At 64.1% G+C, this 24132-nt stretch carries 18 protein-coding genes and 1 pseudogene; 8 read left to right on the top strand and 11 right to left on the bottom strand.

What is annotated here, in order from left to right; genetic code table 11:
* The first annotated feature begins 5 nt into the window (after nucleotides 1-5).
* The 7 genes and pseudogenes from IM737_RS19110 (at nucleotide 6) to cysG (ending at nucleotide 9987) form a co-directional block, all read left to right on the top strand.
* Complete coding sequence (locus IM737_RS19110; protein WP_236896789.1) at nucleotides 6-1220, top strand: CmpA/NrtA family ABC transporter substrate-binding protein; 1215 nt, start codon at nucleotides 6-8, stop codon at nucleotides 1218-1220.
* Between the two features lie 328 nt (nucleotides 1221-1548).
* Nucleotides 1549-2838, top strand: a complete 1290-nt coding sequence (locus tag IM737_RS19105) for a CmpA/NrtA family ABC transporter substrate-binding protein (protein ID WP_236896787.1) — start codon at nucleotides 1549-1551, stop codon at nucleotides 2836-2838.
* A 64-nt stretch (nucleotides 2839-2902) separates the two neighbouring features.
* On the top strand, nucleotides 2903-3796 hold the full coding sequence (ntrB, locus tag IM737_RS19100; protein WP_236896784.1) for a nitrate ABC transporter permease: 894 nt from the start codon (nucleotides 2903-2905) through the stop codon (nucleotides 3794-3796).
* A 10-nt stretch (nucleotides 3797-3806) separates the two neighbouring features.
* Complete coding sequence (locus tag IM737_RS19095; RefSeq protein WP_236896782.1) at nucleotides 3807-4598, top strand: ABC transporter ATP-binding protein; 792 nt, start codon at nucleotides 3807-3809, stop codon at nucleotides 4596-4598.
* Nucleotides 4599-4644: 46 nt separating this feature from the next.
* Nucleotides 4645-5919, top strand: a pseudogene (locus IM737_RS19090) (NAD(P)/FAD-dependent oxidoreductase); the annotation flags it as partial.
* 23 nt (nucleotides 5920-5942) lie between these two features.
* Complete coding sequence (locus tag IM737_RS19085; protein ID WP_236896780.1) at nucleotides 5943-8579, top strand: molybdopterin-dependent oxidoreductase; 2637 nt, start codon at nucleotides 5943-5945, stop codon at nucleotides 8577-8579.
* On the top strand, nucleotides 8551-9987 hold the full coding sequence (gene cysG, locus IM737_RS19080; protein WP_236896778.1) for a siroheme synthase CysG: 1437 nt from the start codon (nucleotides 8551-8553) through the stop codon (nucleotides 9985-9987). The genes IM737_RS19085 and cysG overlap by 29 nt, the downstream gene beginning before the upstream one ends.
* Before the next feature lie 134 nt (nucleotides 9988-10121).
* Here the strand turns inward: cysG and IM737_RS19075 are convergent, their stop codons facing one another.
* From IM737_RS19075 to IM737_RS19035, 9 genes are all read right to left on the bottom strand, one after another.
* Nucleotides 10122-11783, bottom strand: a complete 1662-nt coding sequence (locus tag IM737_RS19075; protein WP_236896776.1) for a urocanate hydratase — start codon at nucleotides 11781-11783, stop codon at nucleotides 10122-10124.
* 122 nt (nucleotides 11784-11905) lie between these two features.
* Nucleotides 11906-13000, bottom strand: coding sequence for a DUF917 domain-containing protein (locus IM737_RS19070; protein ID WP_236896774.1), 1095 nt, complete (start codon nucleotides 12998-13000; stop codon nucleotides 11906-11908).
* On the bottom strand, nucleotides 13000-14253 hold the full coding sequence (locus IM737_RS19065) for a Zn-dependent hydrolase (protein ID WP_236896772.1): 1254 nt from the start codon (nucleotides 14251-14253) through the stop codon (nucleotides 13000-13002). Before IM737_RS19065 ends, IM737_RS19070 begins: the two co-directional genes overlap by 1 nt.
* Nucleotides 14250-15608: a dihydroorotase gene (locus IM737_RS19060; RefSeq protein WP_236896769.1), complete on the bottom strand. Its 1359-nt coding sequence runs from the start codon at nucleotides 15606-15608 to the stop codon at nucleotides 14250-14252. Before IM737_RS19060 ends, IM737_RS19065 begins: the two co-directional genes overlap by 4 nt.
* A 162-nt stretch (nucleotides 15609-15770) precedes the next feature.
* A complete protein-coding gene (locus tag IM737_RS19055) occupies nucleotides 15771-16523 on the bottom strand; it encodes an ABC transporter permease (protein WP_236896764.1) in 753 nt (250 codons plus the stop codon).
* The gene (locus IM737_RS19050) at nucleotides 16520-17455 is read right to left on the bottom strand and encodes an ABC transporter ATP-binding protein (RefSeq protein ID WP_236896762.1); all 936 of its coding nucleotides are present in this window, start codon (nucleotides 17453-17455) and stop codon (nucleotides 16520-16522) included. The genes IM737_RS19055 and IM737_RS19050 overlap by 4 nt, the downstream gene beginning before the upstream one ends.
* Nucleotides 17452-18645 carry an ABC transporter permease gene (locus tag IM737_RS19045; protein ID WP_236896760.1) on the bottom strand — a complete coding sequence of 398 codons (1194 nt, stop codon included), beginning with the start codon at nucleotides 18643-18645 and terminating at the stop codon, nucleotides 17452-17454. Before IM737_RS19045 ends, IM737_RS19050 begins: the two co-directional genes overlap by 4 nt.
* A 203-nt stretch (nucleotides 18646-18848) precedes the next feature.
* Nucleotides 18849-19760, bottom strand: a complete 912-nt coding sequence (osmF, locus tag IM737_RS19040; protein WP_236896759.1) for a glycine betaine ABC transporter substrate-binding protein OsmF — start codon at nucleotides 19758-19760, stop codon at nucleotides 18849-18851.
* An 84-nt stretch (nucleotides 19761-19844) separates the two neighbouring features.
* Nucleotides 19845-21404 (bottom strand): aromatic amino acid lyase, encoded by a 1560-nt coding sequence (locus IM737_RS19035; RefSeq protein ID WP_236896757.1) that lies wholly within the window; start codon nucleotides 21402-21404, stop codon nucleotides 19845-19847.
* 105 nt (nucleotides 21405-21509) lie between these two features.
* Here IM737_RS19035 and IM737_RS19030 point away from each other — a divergent pair, with 105 nt between their 5' ends.
* Nucleotides 21510-22640: a LysR family transcriptional regulator gene (locus IM737_RS19030; protein ID WP_236896755.1), complete on the top strand. Its 1131-nt coding sequence runs from the start codon at nucleotides 21510-21512 to the stop codon at nucleotides 22638-22640.
* Nucleotides 22641-22652: 12 nt separating this feature from the next.
* Here IM737_RS19030 and rhaM read toward each other — a convergent pair whose 3' ends face one another.
* Both rhaM and IM737_RS19020 read right to left on the bottom strand, forming a co-directional pair.
* Nucleotides 22653-22985, bottom strand: a complete 333-nt coding sequence (gene rhaM / locus IM737_RS19025; protein ID WP_236896753.1) for an L-rhamnose mutarotase — start codon at nucleotides 22983-22985, stop codon at nucleotides 22653-22655.
* A complete protein-coding gene (locus IM737_RS19020) occupies nucleotides 22982-23977 on the bottom strand; it encodes an ABC transporter permease (RefSeq protein ID WP_236896751.1) in 996 nt (331 codons plus the stop codon). Before IM737_RS19020 ends, rhaM begins: the two co-directional genes overlap by 4 nt.
* Nucleotides 23978-24132 lie beyond the last annotated feature (155 nt).

Raw genomic sequence — 24132 nt, 5'->3', positions numbered from 1 at the left:
GCCCCATGTCCACGACCCACCTCACCGCCGGATTCCTGCCCTTGCTCGACAGCGTGCTGCTGGTGCTGGCGCGCGAAAAAGGCTTTGCCGAAGACGAGGGGCTGGACCTGCATCTGGTGCGCGAGACCAGCTGGGCCAATATCCGCGACCGCGCTGCCCTCGGGCATTTCGACATTACCCAGATGCTGGCGCCCATGCCGCTCGCAGCCAGCCTCGGCATTACGCCACTCGCTACGCCGATGATCACACCGGTCGTATTGGGCCTGGGCAACAACGCCATCACTGTCAGCGCCGACCTCTGGCGCGCCATGGCGGATCAAGGCGCGCCGGGCGATCTTGCGGCCAGGCCCGCTGGCGCTGCTCTCGCCAAGGTCGTGGCATCCAGTCCGCGCAAACTGCGCTTTGGCGTCGTGCATCAGACCTCCTCGCACAACTATGAACTGCGCTACTGGCTGGCGGCCAGCGGCATCAGGCCGGATCGCGACATCGAGATCGTCGTGCTGCCACCACCTTTGCTACCGGACGCGCTCATGAGCGGCGGCATTGACGGCTATTGCGTCGGCGAACCCTGGAATAGCATCGGCGTCGCATCGGCCAGCGCCCATATCGCGACTGTGAAGGCGTCGATCTGGCAGTCCAGCCCCGACAAGGTCGTCGGCATGCGGGCAGTGTGGGCGGAGTCGCATCCCGACCTCGTGGCCGCCATCATTCGTGCGGTCTACCGCGCGGGACAATGGTGCGCCGACCCGGCCAACCACGCCGAGGCTGCGCAGATCATGTCAGGCAGCGCCTATCTTAACGCCCCCGCTGAAATCGTCGGACGATCCCTCAGCGGCATGCTCGACACGGGAGGCGGCCACATCCAGCACGTGGCGGACTATTTCATTCCGCATGCCAGCGCCGCCAACTTCCCGTGGAAGAGCCATGCCCTCTGGTACTATACGCAGATGGTTCGATGGGGCGAAGTTGCGGCGAGTCCGAGCAATGCCGCAATCGCGGCCGCATGCTTCCGCCCAGACCTCTATAGGGACGCCCTTGCGCCGCTAGGCGCGGCCACGCCGTTTGCAGACTATAAGACAGAGGGCACACGCGCCGCAGCCGGAGACATTGCCGCACAAAACGGCACCCTCACCATCGGACCGGACCTCTTTTTCGATGGCGAAGTCTTCGACTCCGATGCGCTGGAGGCCTACCTGGCAAAGCAGACGCCGGAAGTCTGAGCCAATATTGGGCACGACCCAATACTGCCCGTTAGATGAGCAGTTTGGCGCGGTTTTGAGCCATCTAGACAGAGGCGACTTGAACCGAGATTCTGCCGCTGAAATCTAAACCACTGCCAAGACAGGATAAATCGCGCATTACTCGACTTGGCACGCTTCCTGCAATGTTATTCTCGAAGGCGCTCCTCCCGAGACGATCCTTTTAGTCGACGTCCAATGATGGGCGTTCCCAGGCAAAGCTGCCAACAGGTGCTGCATGCAGTCGCAAGACCATGCTCATCCGTTGGCAGCTTTTTTGTTTTCTCAATCGGTGCAGATGGAGAACTTGATGACGCAGACCACGACCACCCGCCGTAGCTTTCTCAAAGGGGCAACGGCAACTGCCGCGACCTTGATCGCTGCCCGGGCACTGTTTCCTTCCGGAGCCTTCGCGCAGGGCGCAGGTCCGGAAGTTACCGGGGCCAAACTGGGCTTCATTGCCCTGACCGATTCCTCACCCCTGATCATCGCGCTGGAGAAGGGCCTTTTCGCCAAACACGGCGTGCCTGATGTCGAGGTGATGAAGCAGGCCTCATGGGGCGCAACACGCGACAATCTGGTGCTTGGTGGTGCTGCCAACGGCATTGATGGCGCGCATATCCTGACCCCCATGCCCTACCTGATGAGCCTTGGTACGGTGACCGGTGGCAACCCTGTGCCGATGTCGATTATTGCGCGGCTCAATCTCGATGCGCAGGCTATTTCGGTCAGTCAGGGCTACAAGGATGCCGGTGTCGGCCTCGACTCCAGCCCGCTCAAGGCAATCTTCGCCGAGCGCAAGGCAGCCGGCCAGGAAGTCAATGTCGCCATGACCTTTCCAGGCGGCACCCACGATCTGTGGATGCGCTACTGGCTCGCGGCTGGCGGTATCGACCCGACGAGCGAGGTTTCGCTCATCACCGTGCCGCCGCCGCAGATGGTCGCCAACATGAAGGTCGGCACCATGGACGCATTCTGCGTCGGCGAGCCGTGGAACGAACAACTGGTCAACCAGGGCATTGGCTTTACCGCCACAACCACCGGTGAGCTGTGGAAGGGGCACCCGGAGAAGGCGCTCAGCCTGCGCAACGAGTTCATCGAGGCCAACCCGATTGCCACCCAGGCGATCCTGATGGCGGTGATGGAAGCGGCGCAATGGGCCGATGCACTTGAGAACAAGGAAGAGCTTGCGCAAATCCTGGGCAAGCGCAGCTGGTTCAACATTCCTGCCGCCGACGTCGCCGGCCGCCTCAAGGGCGATATCAACTATGGCAATGGTCGCGTCGCGACTGCGACCGGTCTCGAAATGAAGTTCTGGAAGGACCACGCGTCCTATCCGTTCAAGAGCCATGATGCCTGGTTCCTGACCGAGAACATTCGCTGGGGCTATCTGCCGGGTACCACCGACATCGCGGCGACCGTTGACCAGGTCAACCGCGAGGACATCTGGCGCGGCGCCGCTGCCGCGCTCGGTGTCGCTGCGGCCGACATTCCGGAAGGCACGTCGCGCGGTCCCGAGACCTTCTTCGACGGCAAGGTGTTCGACCCCGCCAACCCCACCGCCTATCTCGACAGCCTCGCCATCAAGGCGATGGTCTGACCCAACGCGGTGCGGGGCATGCCCCGCACCCTTTCCCGGCTCCGCCCCGAAAGGACCTTTGACCATGACCGCCACCGTACAGCGCCTCGTCACCCCGGCTATGCCCGCCGCCTCCGCCAAGGCAGAAGTCATCGCCCTGCCCAAGCCAGCATCGCGGCCCAACTCCTGGCAGAAGACGCTCGGCCAGGTCGCTGCCAATGTCGTGCCGCCACTGGTGGTCATGGCGCTTGGTCTGATCATCTGGGAAATCGTCTGCTCTTCCCCGGGCGCATCGCTGCCAGCGCCGAGCCGCATCTGGGCGGAAGCCGCAGAGCTGATCTACAGCCCGTTCTTCGACTACGGCCAGGGTGACATCGGCCTGGGCCTGCGGGTGCTGACCTCGCTGCAGCGCGTGGCAATCGGCTTTGGTCTGGCTGCGGTGGTCGGGGTATCGGTGGGCGCGCTGATTGGCCAATCCATCTGGGCCATGCGCGGGCTCGATCCGATTTTCCAGATTCTACGCACCGTACCGCCGCTGGCTTGGCTGCCGCTGTCGCTGGCGGCCTTCATGGACGCAGCGCCTTCGGCCATCTTCGTGATCTTCATCACCTCGGTCTGGCCAGTGCTGATCAACACCGCCGTCGGCGTGCGCAACATTCCGCAGGATTATCGCAACGTCGCCAAGATCCTGCAGCTCAACCAGTTCGAGTTCTTCTTCAAGATCATGATCCCGGCTGCGGCGCCCTACATCTTCACCGGCCTGCGCATCGGCGTCGGCCTCTCCTGGCTCGCCATCGTCGCCGCAGAAATGCTCACCGGCGGCGTGGGTATCGGCTTCTTCATCTGGGATGCGTGGAACAGCTCGCGCCTCTCCGACATCATCGTCGCCCTGGCCTATATCGGACTCGTCGGATTCATTCTCGACAAGCTGGTCTCAGCCATCGGCGCCTTCGTCACCCGCGGCACATCAGCGAATTGAGGACCGGCACATGACCTATCTCAAGATCGAAAACGTCGACAAACACTTCGACCGGGGCGGCGTCCGCTCGGAAGTGCTCAAGGACATCAGCATCGACATCCAGCGCGGCGAGGTGATCTCTATCATCGGCCATTCCGGTTGCGGCAAATCCACGCTGCTGAACCTGATTGCCGGCCTGGCCGAAGTCTCCTCCGGCGGCATCCAGCTCGAGGGCCGTGAGGTCAACGGGCCGGGGCCGGAGCGCGCCGTGGTGTTCCAGAACCATTCCCTGCTGCCCTGGCTTACCGTTTACGAGAACGTCAACTTGGCCGTTGCCAAGGTGTTCGGCCGCAGCAAGACCGGCGCCGAGCGGCACGACTGGATCATGCACAATCTCGATCTGGTCCAGATGAGCCACGCCAAGGACAAGCGGCCGACCGAGATTTCGGGCGGCATGAAGCAGCGCGTCGGCATCGCACGTGCGCTGGCCATGCAGCCCAAGATCCTGCTGCTCGACGAGCCCTTCGGCGCATTGGACGCGCTCACCCGGGCGCATCTGCAGGATGCGGTCATGGACATCCAGAAAAAGCTTGGCAACACCATGATCATGATCACCCATGACGTGGACGAAGCCGTATTGCTGAGCGACCGCATCGTCATGATGACGAACGGACCGTCTGCGCGCATCGGCGAAATCCTCGAGGTGCCGCTGGAGCGTCCGCGCCAGCGGCTGGAGCTGGCGGCCGACCGGACCTACCTCAAGTGCCGCGAGTCGGTGCTGAAGTTCCTCTACGAACGCCACCGTTTCGTCGAGGCGGCTTGATCATGCGCCCGGGCAAGCTGGCGGCATGCCTGCTCTGGATGACGGCATGAGCCAGCCCGTGCAAAGACTGGTGGTGGTCGGCGCGGGCATGGCCTCCGGTCGGGCGCTGGAGCACCTCTTCGAGGAGGCGCCCGGCGCCTACCGGGTCACCCTGTTCGGCGCGGAGCCGCGGGGCAATTACAACCGCCTGATGCTCTCGCCCGTACTGGCCGGGGAGAAGACCTACGAGCAGATCATCACCCATGATGCTGCCTGGTACGCACAGCGTGGCGTCACAACGCGCTTCGGCGAGCACGTGAGCGCCATTGATCGCCACCGCAAGGTGGTGATCTCCCGCTCGGGCGAAACTCCATATGACAAGCTGATCATTGCTACTGGCTCCGCGCCATTCGTGCCGCCTATCGTGGGCAGGGAACTGCCCGGCGTGGTCGCGTTCCGCGATCTCGACGATGTCGGCGCCATGATTGCAGCTGCGGCGCAACCCGGTGCGCGTGCGGTCGTGATCGGCGGCGGGTTGCTTGGCCTGGAGGCTGCTGCGGCCTTGCGGCTGCGCGGTATGGAGGTCGTCGTACTCCATGCTGCCGGCCACCTGATGAACCGCCAGCTCGATGCCACCGCCGGCCAGCTGTTGCAGCGCGCGCTCGAAGCGCGGGGCATCGTGGTGCATTGCAACGCCCAAACCTCTGCGATTATCGGCGACGGCAAGGTGGAGGCGGTGCTGCTCGACGACAACACCACATACGCTGCCGACATTGTCGTCATGGCCGTGGGCATCCGTCCGGAGACGCGCCTTGCCACCGATGCCGGTCTCCATGTCGAGCGCGGCATTGTCGTCGATGACCAGATGCGGACCTCGGACCCGCACATCCTGGCGCTCGGCGAGTGCGTCGAACACGAGGCTGTCTGCTACGGCCTGGTCGCGCCGCTCTACGACATGGCCAAGGTCATCGCCAGCACGCTGGTCGGCAAACCAGCCGCGTTCCGCCCGGTGCAGACGGCTACACAGCTCAAGGTCACTGGCATTTCAGTCTACTCGGCGGGCGACTTCGCCAGCGGCGCCGACCGCGAGGAAATTGTGCTGCAAGACGATCACGGCGGTGTCTACAAGCGGCTTATCCTCAAGGACGATCGCATCGTCGGCGCTGTCCTCTACGGCGAGACCGCTGATGGCCCATGGTTCTTCGACCTGCTGCGCAGGGGAGAGGATACGACCAGCGTGCGCGACATGTTGATCTTCGGTCAATCCTATCAGGGGGGCATCCCCTTGGACCCTATGGAGGCCGTTGCAGCCTGGCCGGCTAACACCCGCTCCTGCAACGGCCGCCCCTCGCTCAGGCTTGCCGCATGACCGTCGTTGCCACGTCCACCACCGTACGAACCACCTGCCCCTATTGTGGGGTGGGGTGCGGCGTGCTGGCCACGCCCCAGGTGGATGGCAGCGTGACCATTGCCGGCGATACCGAACACCCGGCCAACTATGGTCGTCTCTGCTCAAAAGGCTCGGCGCTTGGCGAAACCCTGTCGCTCAATGGCCGTCTGCTCTACCCGGAAAGTGACGGCGCCAGAGTCACTTGGGACCAGACGCTTGACCGGGTTGCCAATACCTTCAAGGAGACGATCGCTGAGCATGGCCCCGATTCCGTGGCCATTTATGGCTCCGGACAGCTGCTGACCGAGGACTATTACGTCGCCAACAAGCTGATGAAGGGCTTCATCGGTTCGGGCAACATGGACACCAATTCGCGCCTGTGCATGGCCTCGTCAGTGGCCGGCCACCGGCGCGCCTTCGGATCGGATACCGTTCCGGGCAATTACGAAGACCTCGAACTGGCAGACTTGATCTTGCTGGTCGGCAGCAATCTGGGCTGGTGCCACCCGGTGCTCTACCAGCGCATCGTCAAGGCTAAGGCCGAGCGCCCCCAGATGCGCGTCGTGCTGATCGATCCACGCCGCACCGTCAGCGCCGACATGGCCGACCTGCACCTGCCGCTGCAGTCGGATGGCGACAGTGCACTCTTCGTCGGCCTTCTCGCCCATCTCGCCAATCACGGTATCACCGCTCCCGATTTCGTTGCCCAGCACACCAGCGGCGTCGATGCCGCGCTGCTCGTTGCCGAAGACTGGCCGATAGGCCGCGTCGCCGAAGTCACCGGCCTGTCGGAAAAGGCCATCTCGCTGTTCTACGATTGGTTCGCCAAGACCGAGAAGGCCGTCACGGTCTACTCGCAGGGGGTCAATCAGTCGTCCTCAGGCACAGACAAGGTCAATGCCATCATCAATTGCCACCTGCTGACCGGTCGCATCGGTCGGCCAGGCATGGGACCGTTCTCGGTAACCGGCCAGCCCAATGCCATGGGCGGTCGCGAGGTCGGCGGCCTGGCCAATATGCTGGCCGCCCATATGGATTTCACCCCCGAAGCCATCGATCGCGTCGGACGCTTCTGGGGCAGCAACACCGTCGCGACAAAGCCGGGCCTCAAGGCCGTCGACCTGTTCGCCGCCATGGGGCGCGGAGAGATCAAGGCCGTCTGGATCATGGCGACCAACCCGGTCGATTCCATGCCGGAAGCCGATGCCGTTCGCGCTGCCTTGGCCACCTGCCCCTTCGTCGTCGTCTCCGACATGAGCGCCGATACCGATACCGGCGTGACCGCCCATGTCCGCCTCCCCGCCGCCGGCTGGGGCGAGAAGGACGGCACCGTCACCAATTCGGAACGCCGCATTTCGCGCCAGCGCCCGTTCCTGGCTTTGCCCGGCGAAGTCCGTCCCGACTGGTGGATCATCAAGGAAGTCGCCAAGCGGATGGGTTTTGCGAAGACCTTCGACTATCGATCGCCCGCCGAGATCTTCGCCGAGCACGTTGCCCTGACTGCTTTTGAAAATGATGGCAGCCGCGACCTCGACCTATCCGGCCTTGTCGGCGCCGACTATGCCACCCTGCCGCCAACACAATGGCCGGTGCGGAGCAAGCCCGCTGCCCGTATGTTCGGCGATGGCCGCTTCTTCACATCAGACGGCAAGGCCCGCTTCGTGCCTGTGCTGCCGCCGCCCTCCTTTGCCCCCTTACCTGGATCGTTCATCCTCAATACCGGCCGCGTGCGCGATCACTGGCACACCATGACCCGCACCGGCAAAGCGGCGCGACTCTCCGCCCACTACGCCGAGCCTTTTGTCGAAATTCATCCTGCTGACGCCGAACGGCTCAACATTCGTCGCGCCACCTTGGTCCGTCTCAGCAATCGCCATGGCAGTGCCGTGGTGCGCGCGCTGGTCACCGACCGTCAGCGGCGTGGCCATCTGTTCGTGCCGATGCACTGGACCGACCAGTTCGCCTCCAACGGCCGCATCGACGCGCTGGTCACCGCCAAGGTTGACCCTGTCTCGGCGCAGCCCGCGCTCAAGATGGCCCAGGCCCATGCCGAGCCTGTCCACGCCAAGCTCTACGGCTTCTTCGTCGCCACCGACCGCCCCCAGCTTGCCGCCGACTATTGGGCCATCGCCGAGGCGACCGGCGTGCGCGGGGAGCTAGCCTGGTTCGATGAGCCCGCTGACCTGTCCTCCTGGCTGCGCGCCGCGTTCAAGCTCGATGACACTGCCATGGTCCAGAGCGTGCTCGACCCCCGCTCCGGCCGACGCAGCTTTGCCGTGCTTGCAGACGGTCGCCTTGTCGCCGCGCTCTACACCTCGCCGGACCCGGTGCTGGTGTCGCGGCAATGGGCTGTCGGCCTGCTGACATCAGACAATTTGACCGCGTCCACTGTCCTGGCAGGCCGCCCAGGCGCCGATATGCCTGATAGCGGCGCCATCGTCTGCTCATGCTTCTCTGTCGGCATCAACACCATCACGTCAGCCGTCACCGACCAGGGCTGTACCACCGTCGAAGCCGTCGGCGCCTGTACCAAGGCCGGCACCAATTGCGGCTCCTGTCGCGCCGAAATCAGGGGGATTATCGATGCAAATCGTCTCGCCGCAGCCGAATAAAGTCCGCATCGCACCGCTAGCCGTCCTGCCGGTGTTCTTTGACCTGGTCGGCAAGCGTGTCATCGCCATTGGCGGCTCCGAACCGGCGACCTGGAAGATCGAGCTGCTGGCCGCCGCCGGTGCCCATGTGCAGGTGCTGGCTCCCATCGCAGACTGGTGCGACGAGTTGATCGCACTGGCCGAGAGTGGCGCAGCTGCCGGCACGATCAGCCTGGTGGATTGCCAATGGGCGCCCTCGGACCTGTCGGGGGCGGCGCTGGCCGTCGCCGATATCGAGGATGACGCCGAGGCGCAGGCCTTCGTCGAGGCCGCGCGCGATGCCAGCGCGCCCTACAATGTCATCGACCGGCCGGAATTCTGCCAGTTCCAGTTCGGCAGCATCGTCAACCGCTCGCCCGTCGTTGTCGGCATTTCCACATCAGGCGCAGCGCCCATTCTCGGCCAGGCCGTACGTCGCCGCATCGAGACGCTGCTGCCGCAAACACTGAGTGCTTGGGCCAGTCTCGCGCAACAGGTGCGTGGCACCGTGATGGACCGGCTCGCGGCAGGCCCACAACGCCGCGCGTTCTGGGAACGACTCGTTGATCGCGCCTTCGGCGATACCGCGCCCGAAGCGAAGGACGCCGACATCGATATGATCAGCGCCGCACCGGCAGTGGGTCGCGTGACGCTGGTCGGCGCTGGCCCCGGCGATGCCGACCTGCTGACTATCAAGGCGGTACGGGCACTGCAGTCGGCCGATGTCATTTTGTTCGACGATCTCGTCTCCGGCGAGGTGCTCGAGCTGGCCCGTCGCGAAGCCAAGCGCATGCTGGTGGGCAAGCGCGCCGCCCGCGAAAGCTGCCGCCAGGAAGACATCAACGAGATGATGTTGAACCTCGCCCGCCAGGGCAAGCATGTGGTGCGCCTCAAGTCCGGCGACCCGATGATCTTCGGTCGAGCCGGCGAAGAAATCGAGATGCTGGAACAGCACGGCATAGCGGTCACCGTCGTCCCGGGAGTCACCGCAGCCCTGGCGCTGGCCAGCCGCCTCGGCATCTCGCTGACCCACCGCGACCATGCCCAGTCGGTGCGCTTCGTCACCGGCCATTCCCGCAAGGGCGTGCTGCCCGAGACGCTGAATTGGACGGCCTTGGCCGATTCCGCCACGACCAGCGTCTATTACATGAGCCGCCGCACCCTGCCCGAGATCGTCAGCCAGCTCCGCGCGCAGGGCATGAGCCTCGACACACCGGCCATCATCGCTGGCAATGTCGGCCGGGCGGACGAGCAGGTCTGGCGTGGGACGATTGGCGAGGCCGGTGCGGCGGTGGAGGCGTTTCCGCTGAGTGCACCGACGATCTTTGCGGTGGGCGATGCGCTGAAGCAGCGGGTGGTGGCCACTATCGCGATGGCAGTGAACGCCTAGGGTCAAACAACCACAGTGTCATCCCGGCGAAGGCCGGGATCCATGTCCGTAGCTCACCCCTTCATCCAGTGCGTTGGTTGCCCACCGCACGTATTCCGGCCTTCGCCGGAATGACATCGTGGGTGGGACAGGCCTCAACCCACCGCAATATGCCCAATCCCCTTGCGCTCTATCTCGTCCAGGCTCTCCTCATACCCAGCATCGGCATAGCGCATAACGCCGAGCGCCGTGTCATTGGTCAGCGCATACTCCAGTCGCTCGTCGCCACCTGCGGTGCCATCCGCCACGACGGTCACGCCGGCGGAGGTCATATATCCCGCATAGCCGCCACCGCCGGAATGGACCACGACGAGGTCGGCCATGGACGAACAGAGCAGCATGGCATCAAGGATGGGCCAATCGGCGATGGCGTCCGATCCGTCCTTCATGCCCTCGGTCATGATATTGGGATGCGCCATGGCGCCAGCATCCAGGTGATCGCGGCTGAACGCCACCGGCCCGGCCAGCGTACCATCGGCCACCATGGCATTGACCGCCCGCGACAGGGCCGTCCGTTCGCCATGCCCCAGCCACGCGATGCGCGCCGGCAGACCTTCGAACGGCACATGCTTGCGGGCGAGCGCGATCCAGTTGGTGACGATCCTGTTGTCCGGGAACATCTCAAGCAGCTTGTCGTCGATCTTGCTGATATCCTCCGGATCGCCTGACAGCGCCATCCAGCGGAACGGTCCGATGGCCCGTGCGAAGAGTGGCCGCAGATAGGCCTCGGTGAAGATCTTGATATCGAACGCGTTCTCCACCCCGCCCGCCTTGGCATGGGTGCGGATGAGATTGCCGTTGTCGAACACTTCCGCACCCGCCTGCTGGAAGGCCAGCATGGCGCGCACGTGATCGACGATCGATGCGCGGCTCGCGGCCATCAACTGCCCCGGCCCTTCGACACGCAGGCGCCGGACTTCGTCCAGCGACATGCCCTTGGGTACGTAGCCGTAGACTAGGTCATGCGCCGACGTCTGGTCGGTCACGATATCGGGCACGATGCCACGCCGTGCGACCTCGGGGTAAATCTCGGCCGCATTGCCAACCAGCCCGATCGACGTCGCGCGCTTCTCGGCCACCGCCCTGTCGATCATTGCCAGCGCGGTATCAAGATCGGGCGCAATCTCTTCGAGGTAGCCGATCTCCTTGCGCTTGCGGGCGCGATCGGCGTCGATGTCAACGCACAGGATTGCCGCCCCCGCCATTCGCCCGGCCAGCGGCTGCGCCCCGCCCATGCCACCGAGACCGGCAGTCAGAATGAACCGTCCCGCGAGATCACCGCCGAAACGGTTCTCGGCGATGCGCATGAAAATCTCATAGGTGCCCTGGATGACGCCCTGCGAACCGATGTATTGCCAGGCCCCCGCCGTGAGCCCGCCCCAGCAGATCAGCCCCTTCTTCTCCAGCTCGTAAAACACCTCGGCCTTGGCCCATTGGCCGACGATGTTGCAATTGGCCATGATCACCAGCGGCGCCTTGGCATGGGTCTTGAGCAAGCCGATCGGCTTGCCTGACTGGATGATCAGGGTCTGGTCCTCGTCCATCCGCAGTAGCGTCTCCACGATAGCCTTGTGGCTCGCCCAGTTGCGCGCCGCCTTGCCCAGCGCCGCATAGACGATCAGCTCATCGGGATTCTCGCCGACGGAGAGCACGTTCTCCAGCAGGCGCAGCAGCGCCTCCTGCCGCCAGCCCTTGGCGCGCAGTTCGGAGCCACCGGGAATGGGGAAGTTGGGATGGCGGGGATTGGGTGTGGGCATGATGAATCTTCCAAACTCGGGGTCATTCCGGCGAAGGCCGGAATCCATCCTGAGGTCTGTCAACGCGGCGCCATCTCGGGATGGATCCCGGCCTTCGCCGGATGACACCGTGGGTGGATGGGCTAGTTGCCCGCCAGCGCATACTTTGCCAGCTCAATCCCCATCCGATCCTCAACGAACGGGTACACCGCCGGATCGAGCACCGAAGAGCTCAACGGAATGATCGCCTTGGGCACGTGCAGGACGAAGATGTACATGCCACGCCCGAGTTGCCCGACCGACAGGGCCTGCCCGGCCGCATCCAGCGTCGTGATCACATCGGGGAACGTCGCGAGACGCGTGCCGCCGGCATCTTCCACGGCCATATATTCGTTCATGACATGCAACACCGTCGCCTTGTCGCCCTCGCCGATCGTCACCTTGCCGATGTCGAAGGCTTCCTTGGTGTAGGTCACGTCAATGTCGGTGATGTAGCCCTTGGTCAGGATAGAACCGCCCGTCGTCTTGACGATAGCGTCGATCATGGAGCCGGGCCCCTTGCCCTCGGCCGCGATCATCGCTTCGCCAAGCGTCAACGCCAGAGAAATCCCGCCCAAGGCTGCATGCTTCTGCACGTAACTCGCCCGCAGCGGATTGCGGCAGGAGGCGATAAAACCGCCCGACATATCGGCCGCCGTGCGCAGGATGGGCGAGACCTTCGCCGTGGCGCCACGCGTCACCAGCTCGATGTAGCGGTTCTCCGCGCGATTGCCGCCCACAGCCGTCTGGATCATCTGCTCGGGCGAGCCGGCCATGCCGATGGAGCCCATATCGCCGGTTGGGTGGGCTCGGATGTCACCCACCGCATCCACCACCTTGGTGCCCAGAATCGCCGAGGGCAGCCAGCCATTGAGTGTCGACGACTTGCCGTTCTGGCCGACCATCAGCCCGCTGAGCTTCTCGCCCAGCGCATCCTGCAACAGCTGCACAGCCTTGATGTAGTCGACGCCGCGCATCTCCCATGGCGTCGTCGATGCCGGTGCGCCGATGGCAGCTGCGGTGGCGACCCAGTCGTCAGGTTCAAGCTCCTCGATGCTGACGAGTTCCGGCTGGCCGGCGCGGACCGCTGCCGTGCCCAGCATGCGGCCATGATCGGCCCAGCCGCCGCCGCCCGCCGCATAGACCGAGCCGCCGCGCACAGCCGCTTCCACGTCCTTTTCGGTGAGAATCCGCCCCATTACTCGGTTCCTTGCAATTTAGTGTCGAGCGCTTTGACGGCGTCCAGCAAAACCGCCGCGCCGAGCGCGATATCGTCCGATGTGGCGAACTCGTCCGGCGAATGGCTGCGGCCGTTTACGCAGGGCACGAAGATCATTGCCGCCTTGGTGATGCGTGCCATCCATGCGGTGTCATGCCCTGCGCCGGAGGCCATCCGCCGATGCTTGGCACCCGCCGTTTGGCAAGCTGCGTCTAGCACGTCGAGCAGCTCGGGGTCGCTCGGTGTCGGCGGATTGTCCGAGACAAGGCGCGGTGTGGAGACTGATACACCGGTCTTTTCAGCAATCGCGGCGACGCCCTTCTCGAGCTCTTCAATGAACCGCTCCATATCATCGCGCTGCTCGGCGCGCGCATCGATCAGCATGCGGACCCTTGCCGGCACGACATTTGCGGCGTTGGGCGTCATCTCGAATTCGCCAACCGTAGCCGCAAAATGCGTCTCGCCTGATGCCAGCGCCTTGCCCAGTTCCTCGACCCCCAGCGCGATCCAGGCGGCTGTCGTCAAGGCATCCTTGCGCGACCCCATCGGCGTAGTCCCCGCGTGGTCGGCCCGACCGTCCACAATGATCTCGATGCGCGTTATCCCGGCAATCGCCGTCACTACGCCAATGTCGAGTTTCTCGTTCTGGAGGACCGGCCCCTGTTCGATATGCAATTCGAGGAAGGCCCTGATGTCGTCGCGCTGTGCTGGTGCCCAGGCCACTCCGCCGACGTGGGCGATCCCTTGCTCAAGCGTCAGCCCACCGCTCTCGCGCACCAGCCATTCCGCAGGTCGCGTTCCGCTCATCCCGCGGCTGCCGATGCAGGAGACGCCGAAGATCGAGACTTCCTCGGCAAGGAAATCGACCACTTCCAGCGTGTGCTCCAGCACCACGCCCTGGTCGCGCAGCGCCCGCGCCACTTCCAGCGCCGCGATCACCCCGGCAATGCCATCGAAGCGCCCGCCATCGGGCACTGTGTCCGAGTGCGAACCGAGCATGATCGTGCCCAGGGCCGGCTTATTGCCCGGAATGGTGCCAATCAGGTTGCCGGCCGCGTCGACCCGCGTCACCGCGCCGGCATCCTGCATGGCTCTCTCGAGCCATTTGCGCCCTTCGAGGAAGAGCGGCGTAAAAGCCCGCCGCGTCCAGGGCCGGCCAGGTTCTGTGATCGCGGCCAGCGCATCGATATCGGCGCCAATACGGTCAGCGCGGATTGGGGAATTGGGGATCATGGGCGCGCTTCCGGTCGCACGAAGCGGCCCGTACCCGGCTGCGCCACAGTCGTTCCGTCGAACACCTGCTGCCCGCGTAGATAAGTGAGGCCCACGGTCCAAGGCAATTCGATGCCGTTGTATGGCGACCAGCCCACCACGTTGTGCCCGCTTGCTGCCGCGTCGTAGCGCATAGGCCGCGCAAACAGCACGGTGATATCGGCGTCACGACCGGGCGTCAGCGCACCCTTCACATGATCAAGCCTGAAATGCCGCGCCGGGTTTTCCGCCATCAGCCTGGCAGCCCAGGTCAGCGGGATGCCGCGCTTCAGCGCGCCCATGATGAAGAGTGGCACCATGACTTCCAGCCCCGGCACGCCCGATGCATTGGCCAGCATGTCCGGATTGGTCTTGCGGTTTTCCGACCAACTCACATGGTCGGTCGAAACCAGTGTCACGTTGCCCTGTCGCACATGCTCCCACAGCTTCTCGACCTCGACACGCGGGCGGATCGGTGGATTGATCTTCGCCTTGCCGCCCAGACGCGCCACGTCGTTTTCCTCATCCAGCGTCAGGTAGTGGATGCAGGCTTCGATCGTGGCCGGATAGCCCTGGTCGCGATAGCTGCGCGCGATCTCGTATCCGCGCGACAGCGAGCAATGCACCACATGAGCAGCGCAGCCGGTCTGCGCGCCCGTCTCATAAATTTGCAGTGAGGCCAGCAGTTCGGTCAGCGGCGGACGGCTCAATGCGTGGGCCCGATAATTGGTGATCCCAGCGGCCTTGACCTTTGCCATTGCCGCCCGAACCATCTCATCGTCTTCGTTATGCACACCAGCCGTCAGTCCGGTCTTGGCTACCGCCGCAAAGCACTCCTCCAGCAAGGCGGGGGGAATACGCGGAAAGCGGATCGGGTCGGTGCCGAAGGTGGAAAACTTGAAGGCGGCGACACCGGCTTCGGCTTGCTCGGCGATGCGCGTCGCGCCCTCTTCCGGGTTGATGGTCCCATACAGCGCGAAGTCCACGCGTGCCTGCGGGCTGGCGTGATCCACCTTGATCCGGACTGCCTCCGCAGAGCAAACGAGATTGCCCTCGTCATAGGGCATGTCGACGATGGTGGTGACGCCACCTGCCGCCGCCGACCGCGTCGACCAGATGAAGTCTTCCTGGTCCTTCTGGCTCAGCGAATGCGTCTGCGCATCGATGGCGCCGGGCAGGATCAGGGCATTGCCCAGCTCATGGCGGGTCTTCGCCGACGGCGCCCTGCCCTCGCCAACATGCACGACCTTGCCATCGCGCACCGCGACATAGCCGTCTTTGACGATGGACGACGGCAGCACCACGGTGCCGGAGAGGACGAGATCAAAATCGGACATGTCAGTTTCCTTGGCGAATATCCTGCCACGCCCTCGTGGTTCGAGGGTCGCTGCGCTCCCACCTCACTATGAGGCCTACTTGGCACTCCGTGTTCTTGGAGGCCTCATGGTGAGGTGCGAGCTCTTCGCGAGCCTCGAACCACGAGGTCGGGCACTCGGTTATCACCCCGCCGCCCTCCCCAATTGCCCCGTACGCGCCATCAGCCACCGCTCCAGCGCCGAGAGCGCGTCATAGATCAGCACGGCCAGCACGCCGACGATCAGCCCGCCCTGCAGCACCAAGGCCGTGTTGCTCGACAGCAGCCCGGCGATGATCACCTCGCCCAGCGTCCGGGCCGCAACGGTGGAGCCAATAGTCGCCGTCGCCAGCGAAATCACCGTCGATAGCCGCACGCCGGCCAGGATCACCGGCAGAGCCAGCGGCAACTCAACCTTGACCAGCAGCTGCCACCCCGTCATGCCGACGCCCTTGGCGGCATCGGTCACCGCGGGTGGCAGGTTGGTGAGGCCCGTCAGCGTGTTCTCGAAAATCGGCAGCAGCCCATAGAGAAACAGCGCCACCAGCGTCGGCGCCGTGCCAAATCCAAGCACAGGCACGGCCAGTGCCAGCACGGCAACCGGCGGCAAGGTCTGCCCCACATTGGCGAGGGAACGCGACAGCGGCAGGAACTCCGCACCAAACGGCCGCGTGACGATGATCGCCAACCCCACGGCAATGATCGTGGAGGCCAGTGTGGCGACCAATACGATGCCGAGGTGATTGAGCGTGATATCGAGCAGACTGCCCTGATTGTAGATTGCCGGCTGATTGTTCTTTGTGAATACACCAAAGAACCCGCTGAACACGTCCGGCTTGACGAGGAACAGCACCAGCACCGTAAAGGCGATCAGCCTGATTATATTGCCAACGCTCATCGCGGCCGCGCCGCCAACTGCGATAGCGCGGCCAGGGTAATCTGCCCCACGATCTGGCCGTCGCGCCGCACCGGCAAAGCCGGCCGACCCGACCACAGCAGTTCGGCATAGGCATCCCGCAGCGAGGCACTGGCCTCGATGGGCTCGCCCGCCACCTCACCAGGTTCGACATGGTCGGAGACCCGCGCCAGCGACAGCAGCCGGAACGGCCGCTCGCTGGTGCCGATCAGCTCCGCCACAAACGGCGTCGCCGGATTGGCAATGATCTCTGCAGGCCTGGCGCATTGCAGCAGCTTGCCCTTGTCCATCACGGCGATCGTGTCGCCAAGATGGATGGCCTCTTCCATGTCATGGGTGACCAGTACGATCGTGGTGCCAAACTTGCGCTGGATGGCGAGCAGGTCTTCCTGCGCCTTCGCCCGGATCACCGGATCGAGTGCACCATAAGGCTCATCCATGAGGAGAATATTGGGCTCCGCCGCCAGCGCCCGCGCCACGCCCACGCGCTGCTGCTGCCCGCCGCTCAATTCATGCGGCATGCGATCGCGGAACTGGCCGGGGTCGAGCTGAAACAGGCTCAGCAGTTCATCGACCCGGCTGGCCGTCCTGGCCTTGTCCCAGCCGAGCAGCTTGGGCACCGTCGCCACATTCTGCCCGACGGTCCGGTGCGGAAACAGCCCATGTCCCTGGATGGCATAACCGATCCGGCGGCGCAGCTCATAGGCGGGGATGCCCGCGATATCCTCGCCATCGATGCGGATATGGCCGGACGTCGGCTCCACCAGCTTGTTGATCATCCGCATCAGCGTGGTCTTGCCGGAACCCGACGTGCCCACGATGACGCAGATGCTGCGTGGCTGGATGGTCAGCGTCACATGATCGACGACCGTTGTCGCATCGTAGGTCTTGGTGATGTAGTCGATCTCGATCATGGGCGGCGTCCCCCGCGTGACGTCATTTCAACGATGGCGTCGAGCACCACGGCGGCGACAAAGGCCAAAGCCACGGTCGGTACTGCGCCGAGCAACACCAGATCCATCGCCGTTTGTCCGATACCCTGGAACACGAAGACGCCAAACCCGCCGCCGCCGATCAGCGCGGCGATGGTGGCCAGCCCGATATTCTGCACCAGCACGATGCGGATACCGGTGAGGATCACGGGAAAGGCCAGCGGCAGCTCGACGCCGGTCAAGCGCTGCGCGCCGGTCATGCCCATGCCCTTCGCCGCGTCGACGGCAGCGGGCGATACGCTCAGCAGGCCGACCACCGTGTTGGAGACGATGGGCAGCAGCGAATAGGCGAATAGAGCGACCAAAGCCGGCGCAGCCCCGATTCCGGAAATACCGATGGCGGAGGCGCCAGGAATGTTGGCGGCAACCCATGCCAGTGGCGCGATCAGCAGGCCGAACAGGGCGATCGACGGAATGGTCTGGACGATATTGAGAACGTTCAGCACGCCGGCTCGCAGCGGCCCGACCTTGTAGCACAGCACGCCCACCGGCACGCCAACCACCGTCGCAACGGCCACCGAACCGAAGGCCAGCGCAAGATGCGTCCGACCCTCGGCCCAGAAAGCGGGCGCCCGGGTGGCGTATTCCTTGAGGATGGAGAGATTGTTCCAGCCGCCACTCCACAACAGCGCAGCCATTGCCAAGGCAACGGCAAGGAGGATGCCAATGCGCGCCAGCGGCGCCAGGCGTAGCCGCGTCAGTGCATCGGTCACCAACAGAGCAAAGGCAAAGACCAGCAGCCAGAAGCCAGCACCGGGTGAGACACGGGCAAACGTGTCGTCCTCCGGCGTCAGATAGCTGCCCGACCAGCCGATAAGGATAAATAGGGCCGCGAGCACCAGGAAGCCGGCAATCAGCTTGACGACTACCGGAAAGCGCAACAGCGCAATCACGAAGCCGACCAGCAGGATGCCGATGAGAAGTCCGGATGAGACACTGGGCAGCGCATCCAGCAGGGACTTCGGTTCGCCCAGCACGATGCGATTGGCGCGGAACAGGGCGAAGGGTAGCACCGCACCGGCCGCTGCAATGAGCGCAATCAGCACGCCGAGCTTGTCGAGCGCGAGCCAGGCGGGTCGGCTATCGGCGATGGCGGTGTCGGCGATGCTCATGCTGGCTCCGGAATGCGGTCGCTGGCTTCGCAGGCGAAGTGGCGGGCAAAACTCTCGCCCACCCACCGCGCGTCGCCCTCGGGCTCTGACCCGAGGGCTCTTCACTAGTTGCACACGAGGCAAGTGCAGGCCCCTCGGGTCAGGCCCGAGGGTGACGTCATGTGGGCGGGATGGATGCGGGACTGAGCCCGCGCCCAAATCGCTTAGTCCAGGAAACCGCCCTTGGTCAGGTAGTCGGTCGCAACGGCCGCAGCGGCTTCGCCACCGACCTGAACACGACCATTGAGGTCCTGCAGCACTTCGATGGTCAGGCCTTCGAACACGGGCTTGAGCAGTTCTTCGATCTGCGGATATTCGGTCAGCACGGCTTCGCGGATGATCGGCGCAGGCTGGTAAACCGGCTGCACGCCCTTGTCGTCCTCGAGCACCTTGAGACCCGAGGGAGCAATGCCACCATCGGTGCCATAGACCATGGCGGCGTTGACGCCGTTGGTCTGCTGGGCGGCGGCGGCAATCGTCGCGGCCGTATCACCACCCGAGAGAGTCACGAGCTGATCGGGAGTCAGGGTGAAGCCATAGACTTCCTGGAACTTGGGCAAGGCGGCGGGCGAATTCACGAACTCTGCCGATGCCGCAAGCTTGACTTCGCCACCGCCGGCGACCCAGGCACCGAATTCGGTGAAGGTGTTGAGGCTGTTGGCTTCGGCCACGTCGTTGCGGACGGCGACGGCCCAGGTGTTGTTGGCCGGCGACGGCGACAACCAGATGATCTTGTTGGCGTCGTAGTCGAGCTTGGCGGCCTCGGCATAGGCCGATTCAGCGTTGTTCCACAGCGGGTCATCGGCCTTCTCGAAGAAGAAGGCGGCGTTGCCGGTATATTCGGGATAGATGTCGATTTCGCCGGCCATGATGGCTTCGCGCACGATCGGCGTGCCGCCGAGCTGGATGCGATCTTCCACCGGGATGTCGTTGGCTTCCAGCACCTGCTTGATGATGTTGCCAAGAACGCCACCCTCGGTGTCGATCTTGGAGGACACGACGACCTGAGCCTGGGCCGCAGTCACCGTGATGGCGAGCGCTGCAACAGCGCTCAGAAGCTTGGTAGTGAGGCGCATTGGTTTCTCCGTTTTCTCCAGGGCTCCCAAGCCCCGGCTGTCCCTAGCGTAAACTGTTGGTAGAATTGGGATAGGCTGCCTGTGCTAGGCAACCGGACCCAAGGCGAAAAACTCGTCCAACTCCATAATCGTTGAGTGGGATATTAGTTCGCTCATAAGCTCTTCTGAGCCCAGAGCGTCTTCGATCGCCTCGACTTCGGTCGATAGAGGGCGATCCTGCCAGTACGTGTCAGCATGTCGCCGAACCAATTCGTAGATGATGCCGGGGACGTTACCCGGCCGGTCACCAGATATGTCCATCGCCTGCGCGGCGAGCATGGCTTCGAGTGCTGCCAGGCGCCGCAGGGCAAGCACCTGGCGTTCCAGTCGCTCGACCACCAGCGGCAGGAACGTTGCCTCGTCCTCCAGGCCGCCGGCGACGACCATGGAATTTGCCGAGATCGGATTGGTCATGGTCAGCACGCGGGCGAAGAGTTCGCCGGCCAGCTTGATGATCGGGCCGAAGCCGGTCGCAATCGCGCCCGGCTGGACCAGGTTGACCGGCAAATCGCGCCGCTGGCCATTGCCGAGCAGCACACAGCGGTTGAACGAGTTGCGGGCGATATGGGCCAGGCCCAGTTGTGCGGTCTGCAGGAAGACGGTGACGTCGAGCGGCAGCGAGCCACCCGACGTCAAAACCTGTCCTCCCGCGACCACAGGATTGTCGTCGGTCCGCCCGGTGGCGGCCAACAGAATCTTGCCTGCTGCCACCAGCGTCTCGAAGCCGGTGGCAAACACCTGGCTCATCATGCGCAGCGACAGCGGATCCTGGATATGGGTGGCGTTGGGCCAGTCCCAGCCCTTGGCGTTGAAATAGAGCCACGCACCGATGCCGGCTTCGCGCTCAGTGCCGACATGGGCCACGGCCTTCCACGGATCGCGCGAAGCGCCGAGGGCGCCAGCCGTGGTCAGACCCGTTGCCAGCATGACGCGCACCGCGCCAGCTGCATCGCGAATGGCGGCGGCTGCGGCGGCATAGCCCACTGCGTTGGTGGATATCGAAGCCAGGCTATCGCGCGGCGCCAGGCGGAAGGCCTTGAGGCCAGCCGAGGCCAGCGCATCTGCCGCGGGCTGGCGCTTGCCGCTGAAAACGGCCTCGCCCGCCCCGGTCAACACTGCGCCAATCTGGCCCATCAAGCCGATATCGGCGCACCCGATGGAGCCAGTGCGCCGCACGACAGGCACGACGTCGGCTGACAGTAGCGCCAGATAGGCTTCGACCAGGTCGGTGGTGCAACCCACACGCCCCGTCAGCGCCATGTTGACGCGAATGGCCATCGCCGTGCGGATGATCTCGCTGGAAAAGGCTTCGCCGGTGCCGAAATGGTGTGCTCGCACCAGACCCATGTTGAAGGTGTCGAGCTGGTCATCCGTCCACTCGACGTCCTTCATGGCGCCCACTCCAGTGGTCGAGCCATAGACGGGCTGGTGGTTGGCGATGGCCTCTTCGATGACGGCGCGCGCATTGGCGACGCGGACCATGGCGTCAGGATCAGCCACCAGCCGAACCTTGCGACGGCCGATCCGGGCAATGTCCGAGAAGCTCAACGGCTTGCCATTGAGGGTGATGGGAGCGCCGCGCACTGTCATCGCCAGATCGTTCATGATGGGCACGCTATTGGATAGTCTGGCGACATGGGATATCCCAAATGATGAACAGGCGATGCGGTTTTCGTGTGCATCCAGGACGCCTGCTCGAATGGCGGGCACATGGATACGGCGACGCTGATTGCAATCGACGCGGTGCTCTCGGAACGCAGTGTGCGCGGGGCCGCCCGCCTGCTGGGCCGACCCGCCTCCACCATTGCCGCATCTATCGCGCGGTTCGAGGCCGAAATATCGATCCACCTTGTTGAACGCGCTGGCTCCGGACTCGTTGCCAGTCTCGAAGCCGTTCGGCTTGAACCCGAAATCACCGCAGCCGCCGCATTGGCTCGTGCAATCTCGCCAATCCACGCCATCAAGCTCGACGCGCTCGAACGCTTCTCGTCGGTCGCCAACCTGGGCAGCATCCGCCGCGCCGCTCGCAGCATGGGTCTGGGCCAACCGCAATTGACCCGGCAGATTGCACAGCTCGAAGCCAGCCTGGGTTGTTCACTGTTGCAACGCGGCAGCGGCGGCTCCAGCGTCACACCCGAGGGAGCGCGCATTGCTGTCGCAGCGGACGCGCTGCTGGCGGCGTGGCGGCGGCTATCAGGGGCGTCTGAGGAACGGTTTCGCAAGACGGCGGCCACGGCACGGCTCGGCTCAATCATTCCGTTGGGCTATGAAAGCGAGATCGCGCGCCTCCTCGCCAATCTCACAGCCCGTTGGCTGGCCGAGCGGCCACGCGCGCCGCTGTTTGTCAGTTCCACCACAGCAGAAGATTTACTGGCGGGGCTCAAGACCGGGTTGTTCGACGTTGCCTTCCTCGACACCGAGCGCCTGCCACCCGACCTGGAGGGCGAGATCGTGGGCCGCACGCCGCTCGCCGTCGTCGGCGTTGCCGAAGGCTATCACAGCATTGCCGATGCGCTCCTGACGGCGCCGCTGGCGGTACCGAGCCCACGCAGCGGATTGCGGCAGCGCATCAATCGCATTCTCGATGAGCACCTCAACGAGACCGAGCGCAGCGCCATCAGGCTGATCGAGATCGACTCCATCCCGGTCATCCTCAATCTCGTCCTGCATCACGGCTTCGTCTCCGTGTTGCCCCAGGCATCGGTAACACGTATCCGCAGCGACCTGCGCCAGCTCGCCTTGCCGCCGCAATACGACATGAACTTCTGGCTGTGCTGGCCCTATGGCAATGCGGCAATAGGCCGGGCGATCCTCGCAACGCTTGGTCCGCCGCCGCAGTAACAGTGCCGACCGTCACTTCATCCAGAACATCGGCACCAGATCGGTCGACAGCGGCTCGTTGTTCTCGTTGGTCGCCATGACATCGGCCATATGCGCCCACCAGCGCTTCATGACTTCGGTATTAGACAAGTTGCCCATCGTGTGGTCCTTGCGCCGCCATAGCACGCCGAACAGGATATTTGTCTCCTCATCGAGGTGGATCGAATAGTCCTTCACGCCCGCTTCGTGCAGCAGGTCGACCAGTTCGGGGAATATCTCATCGTGGCGCTTCCGGTATTCGGCGGCCATACCGGGATTGAGCTGCATCTTGAAGGCGTGCTTTTCGTAGCCGGCATCCTCGATCATGCGCGCTGCCTCCACATGCGGAACAGGATGGGCAGCGCGATCACCACAATCAGCATCGAGCCGGTGAAGATTGTCATGACGATGCCCGGCACGTTGAGCAGTCCGAGGCCGAAGGTCACCAGGCCGACGATCAGCGCCGCCAGGACAACGCCCAGGATCGACCCTGCCCCACCCAGGATCGACACGCCGCCGAGCACAACCATGGTGATGGCCTCGAGCTCGAAGCCCTCGGCGATGGACGGACGGGTCGAACCCAGTCGCGCCGTCAGTAGGACTGCGGCGATACCGCTCATGAGGCCCGTGAGGCAGAACAGGATGAACTTGATCTTGTCGACGCGCACGCCCGAGAACTGCGCTGCGACGTCGTTATTGCCGATGGCAAAGACCCGGCGGCCGAAATTGGTGCGGTGCAGCAGTATCCAATAGATCAAGGCACAGACGAGGAAGAGCACCAGTTCGAACGAGATCACCCAGAACACATAGCCCTGGCCGAACCAGGAGAAGCTGGCGGGGTAACCCTTGAAGCTCTGGTCGCCCAGAATGATGAAGGCGATGCCGCGGAACAGGCTCATCGTGCCGATCGTCACCACGATCGAGGGCAGCTTGAGGCCGGTGACGAGGAAGCCATTGAAGGCACCGCAGGCGATGCCGGTGCCGATGCCGATGGCCACCAGCGCGGGAGTATCGGCGCCAAACTGCAGCGCAAATCCCATCAGCGTCGACGCCAGCGCGATGATCGCCGCCACCGACAGGTCGATCTCCCCCGAGATGATCAGCAGGGCCATGGCCAGGGCGATCAGCGCCTTCTCGGTGAAGTTGAAGGTAAGGTCGGACAGGCTCCAGGCGTTGAGGAAATACGGCGAGGCGAACGAATTGAGGATGAAGATCGCCACCGCGACGAGCACAAGCAGGCTTTCCCAGCTCAACACGGCGGATTTGAGCGGATTGTCGAGGCGGTTGGGGAGCCTGCGGTGGAGGGGAGTATCGGTCATGAACAGAAATCCGGGAGGCAAGGGTGCCACGCCCCCGTGGTTCGAGGGTCGCTACGCTCCCGCCTCACCATGAGGGCTACTGAAGCATGGAGTTCAGAACAGCCCTCATGGTGAGGTGCGAGCTCTTCGCGAGCCTCGAACCACGAGGGCGTGGC

The organism is Devosia sp. SL43 (assembly GCF_021729885.1).
In the GTDB taxonomy this organism is placed as follows: Bacteria; Pseudomonadota; Alphaproteobacteria; order Rhizobiales; family Devosiaceae; genus Devosia.
The sequence above is the reverse complement of the archived record's forward strand: the minus strand, read 5'-3'. Positions and strand labels throughout refer to the sequence as shown.

Excerpts from the sequence above, each read along its gene's own strand:
- cysG (WP_236896778.1), top strand. The coding sequence starts at position 8,551 with ATGCAAATCGTCTCGCCGCAGCCGAATAAAGTCCGCATCGCACCGCTA.
- osmF (WP_236896759.1), bottom strand. The coding sequence starts at position 19,760 with ATGCGCCTCACTACCAAGCTTCTGAGCGCTGTTGCAGCGCTCGCCATC.
- IM737_RS19065 (WP_236896772.1), bottom strand. The coding sequence starts at position 14,253 with ATGATCCCCAATTCCCCAATCCGCGCTGACCGTATTGGCGCCGATATC.
- IM737_RS19050 (WP_236896762.1), bottom strand. The coding sequence starts at position 17,455 with ATGATCGAGATCGACTACATCACCAAGACCTACGATGCGACAACGGTC.
- IM737_RS19045 (WP_236896760.1), bottom strand. The coding sequence starts at position 18,645 with ATGAGCATCGCCGACACCGCCATCGCCGATAGCCGACCCGCCTGGCTC.
- IM737_RS19060 (WP_236896769.1), bottom strand. The coding sequence starts at position 15,608 with ATGTCCGATTTTGATCTCGTCCTCTCCGGCACCGTGGTGCTGCCGTCG.
- rhaM (WP_236896753.1), bottom strand. The coding sequence starts at position 22,985 with ATGATCGAGGATGCCGGCTACGAAAAGCACGCCTTCAAGATGCAGCTC.
- IM737_RS19110 (WP_236896789.1), top strand. The coding sequence starts at position 6 with ATGTCCACGACCCACCTCACCGCCGGATTCCTGCCCTTGCTCGACAGC.
- IM737_RS19105 (WP_236896787.1), top strand. The coding sequence starts at position 1,549 with ATGACGCAGACCACGACCACCCGCCGTAGCTTTCTCAAAGGGGCAACG.
- IM737_RS19020 (WP_236896751.1), bottom strand. The coding sequence starts at position 23,977 with ATGACCGATACTCCCCTCCACCGCAGGCTCCCCAACCGCCTCGACAAT.
- IM737_RS19030 (WP_236896755.1), top strand. The coding sequence starts at position 21,510 with ATGGATACGGCGACGCTGATTGCAATCGACGCGGTGCTCTCGGAACGC.
- IM737_RS19095 (WP_236896782.1), top strand. The coding sequence starts at position 3,807 with ATGACCTATCTCAAGATCGAAAACGTCGACAAACACTTCGACCGGGGC.
- IM737_RS19055 (WP_236896764.1), bottom strand. The coding sequence starts at position 16,523 with ATGAGCGTTGGCAATATAATCAGGCTGATCGCCTTTACGGTGCTGGTG.
- IM737_RS19075 (WP_236896776.1), bottom strand. The coding sequence starts at position 11,783 with ATGCCCACACCCAATCCCCGCCATCCCAACTTCCCCATTCCCGGTGGC.
- IM737_RS19070 (WP_236896774.1), bottom strand. The coding sequence starts at position 13,000 with ATGGGGCGGATTCTCACCGAAAAGGACGTGGAAGCGGCTGTGCGCGGC.
- IM737_RS19085 (WP_236896780.1), top strand. The coding sequence starts at position 5,943 with ATGACCGTCGTTGCCACGTCCACCACCGTACGAACCACCTGCCCCTAT.
- ntrB (WP_236896784.1), top strand. The coding sequence starts at position 2,903 with ATGACCGCCACCGTACAGCGCCTCGTCACCCCGGCTATGCCCGCCGCC.
- IM737_RS19035 (WP_236896757.1), bottom strand. The coding sequence starts at position 21,404 with ATGAACGATCTGGCGATGACAGTGCGCGGCGCTCCCATCACCCTCAAT.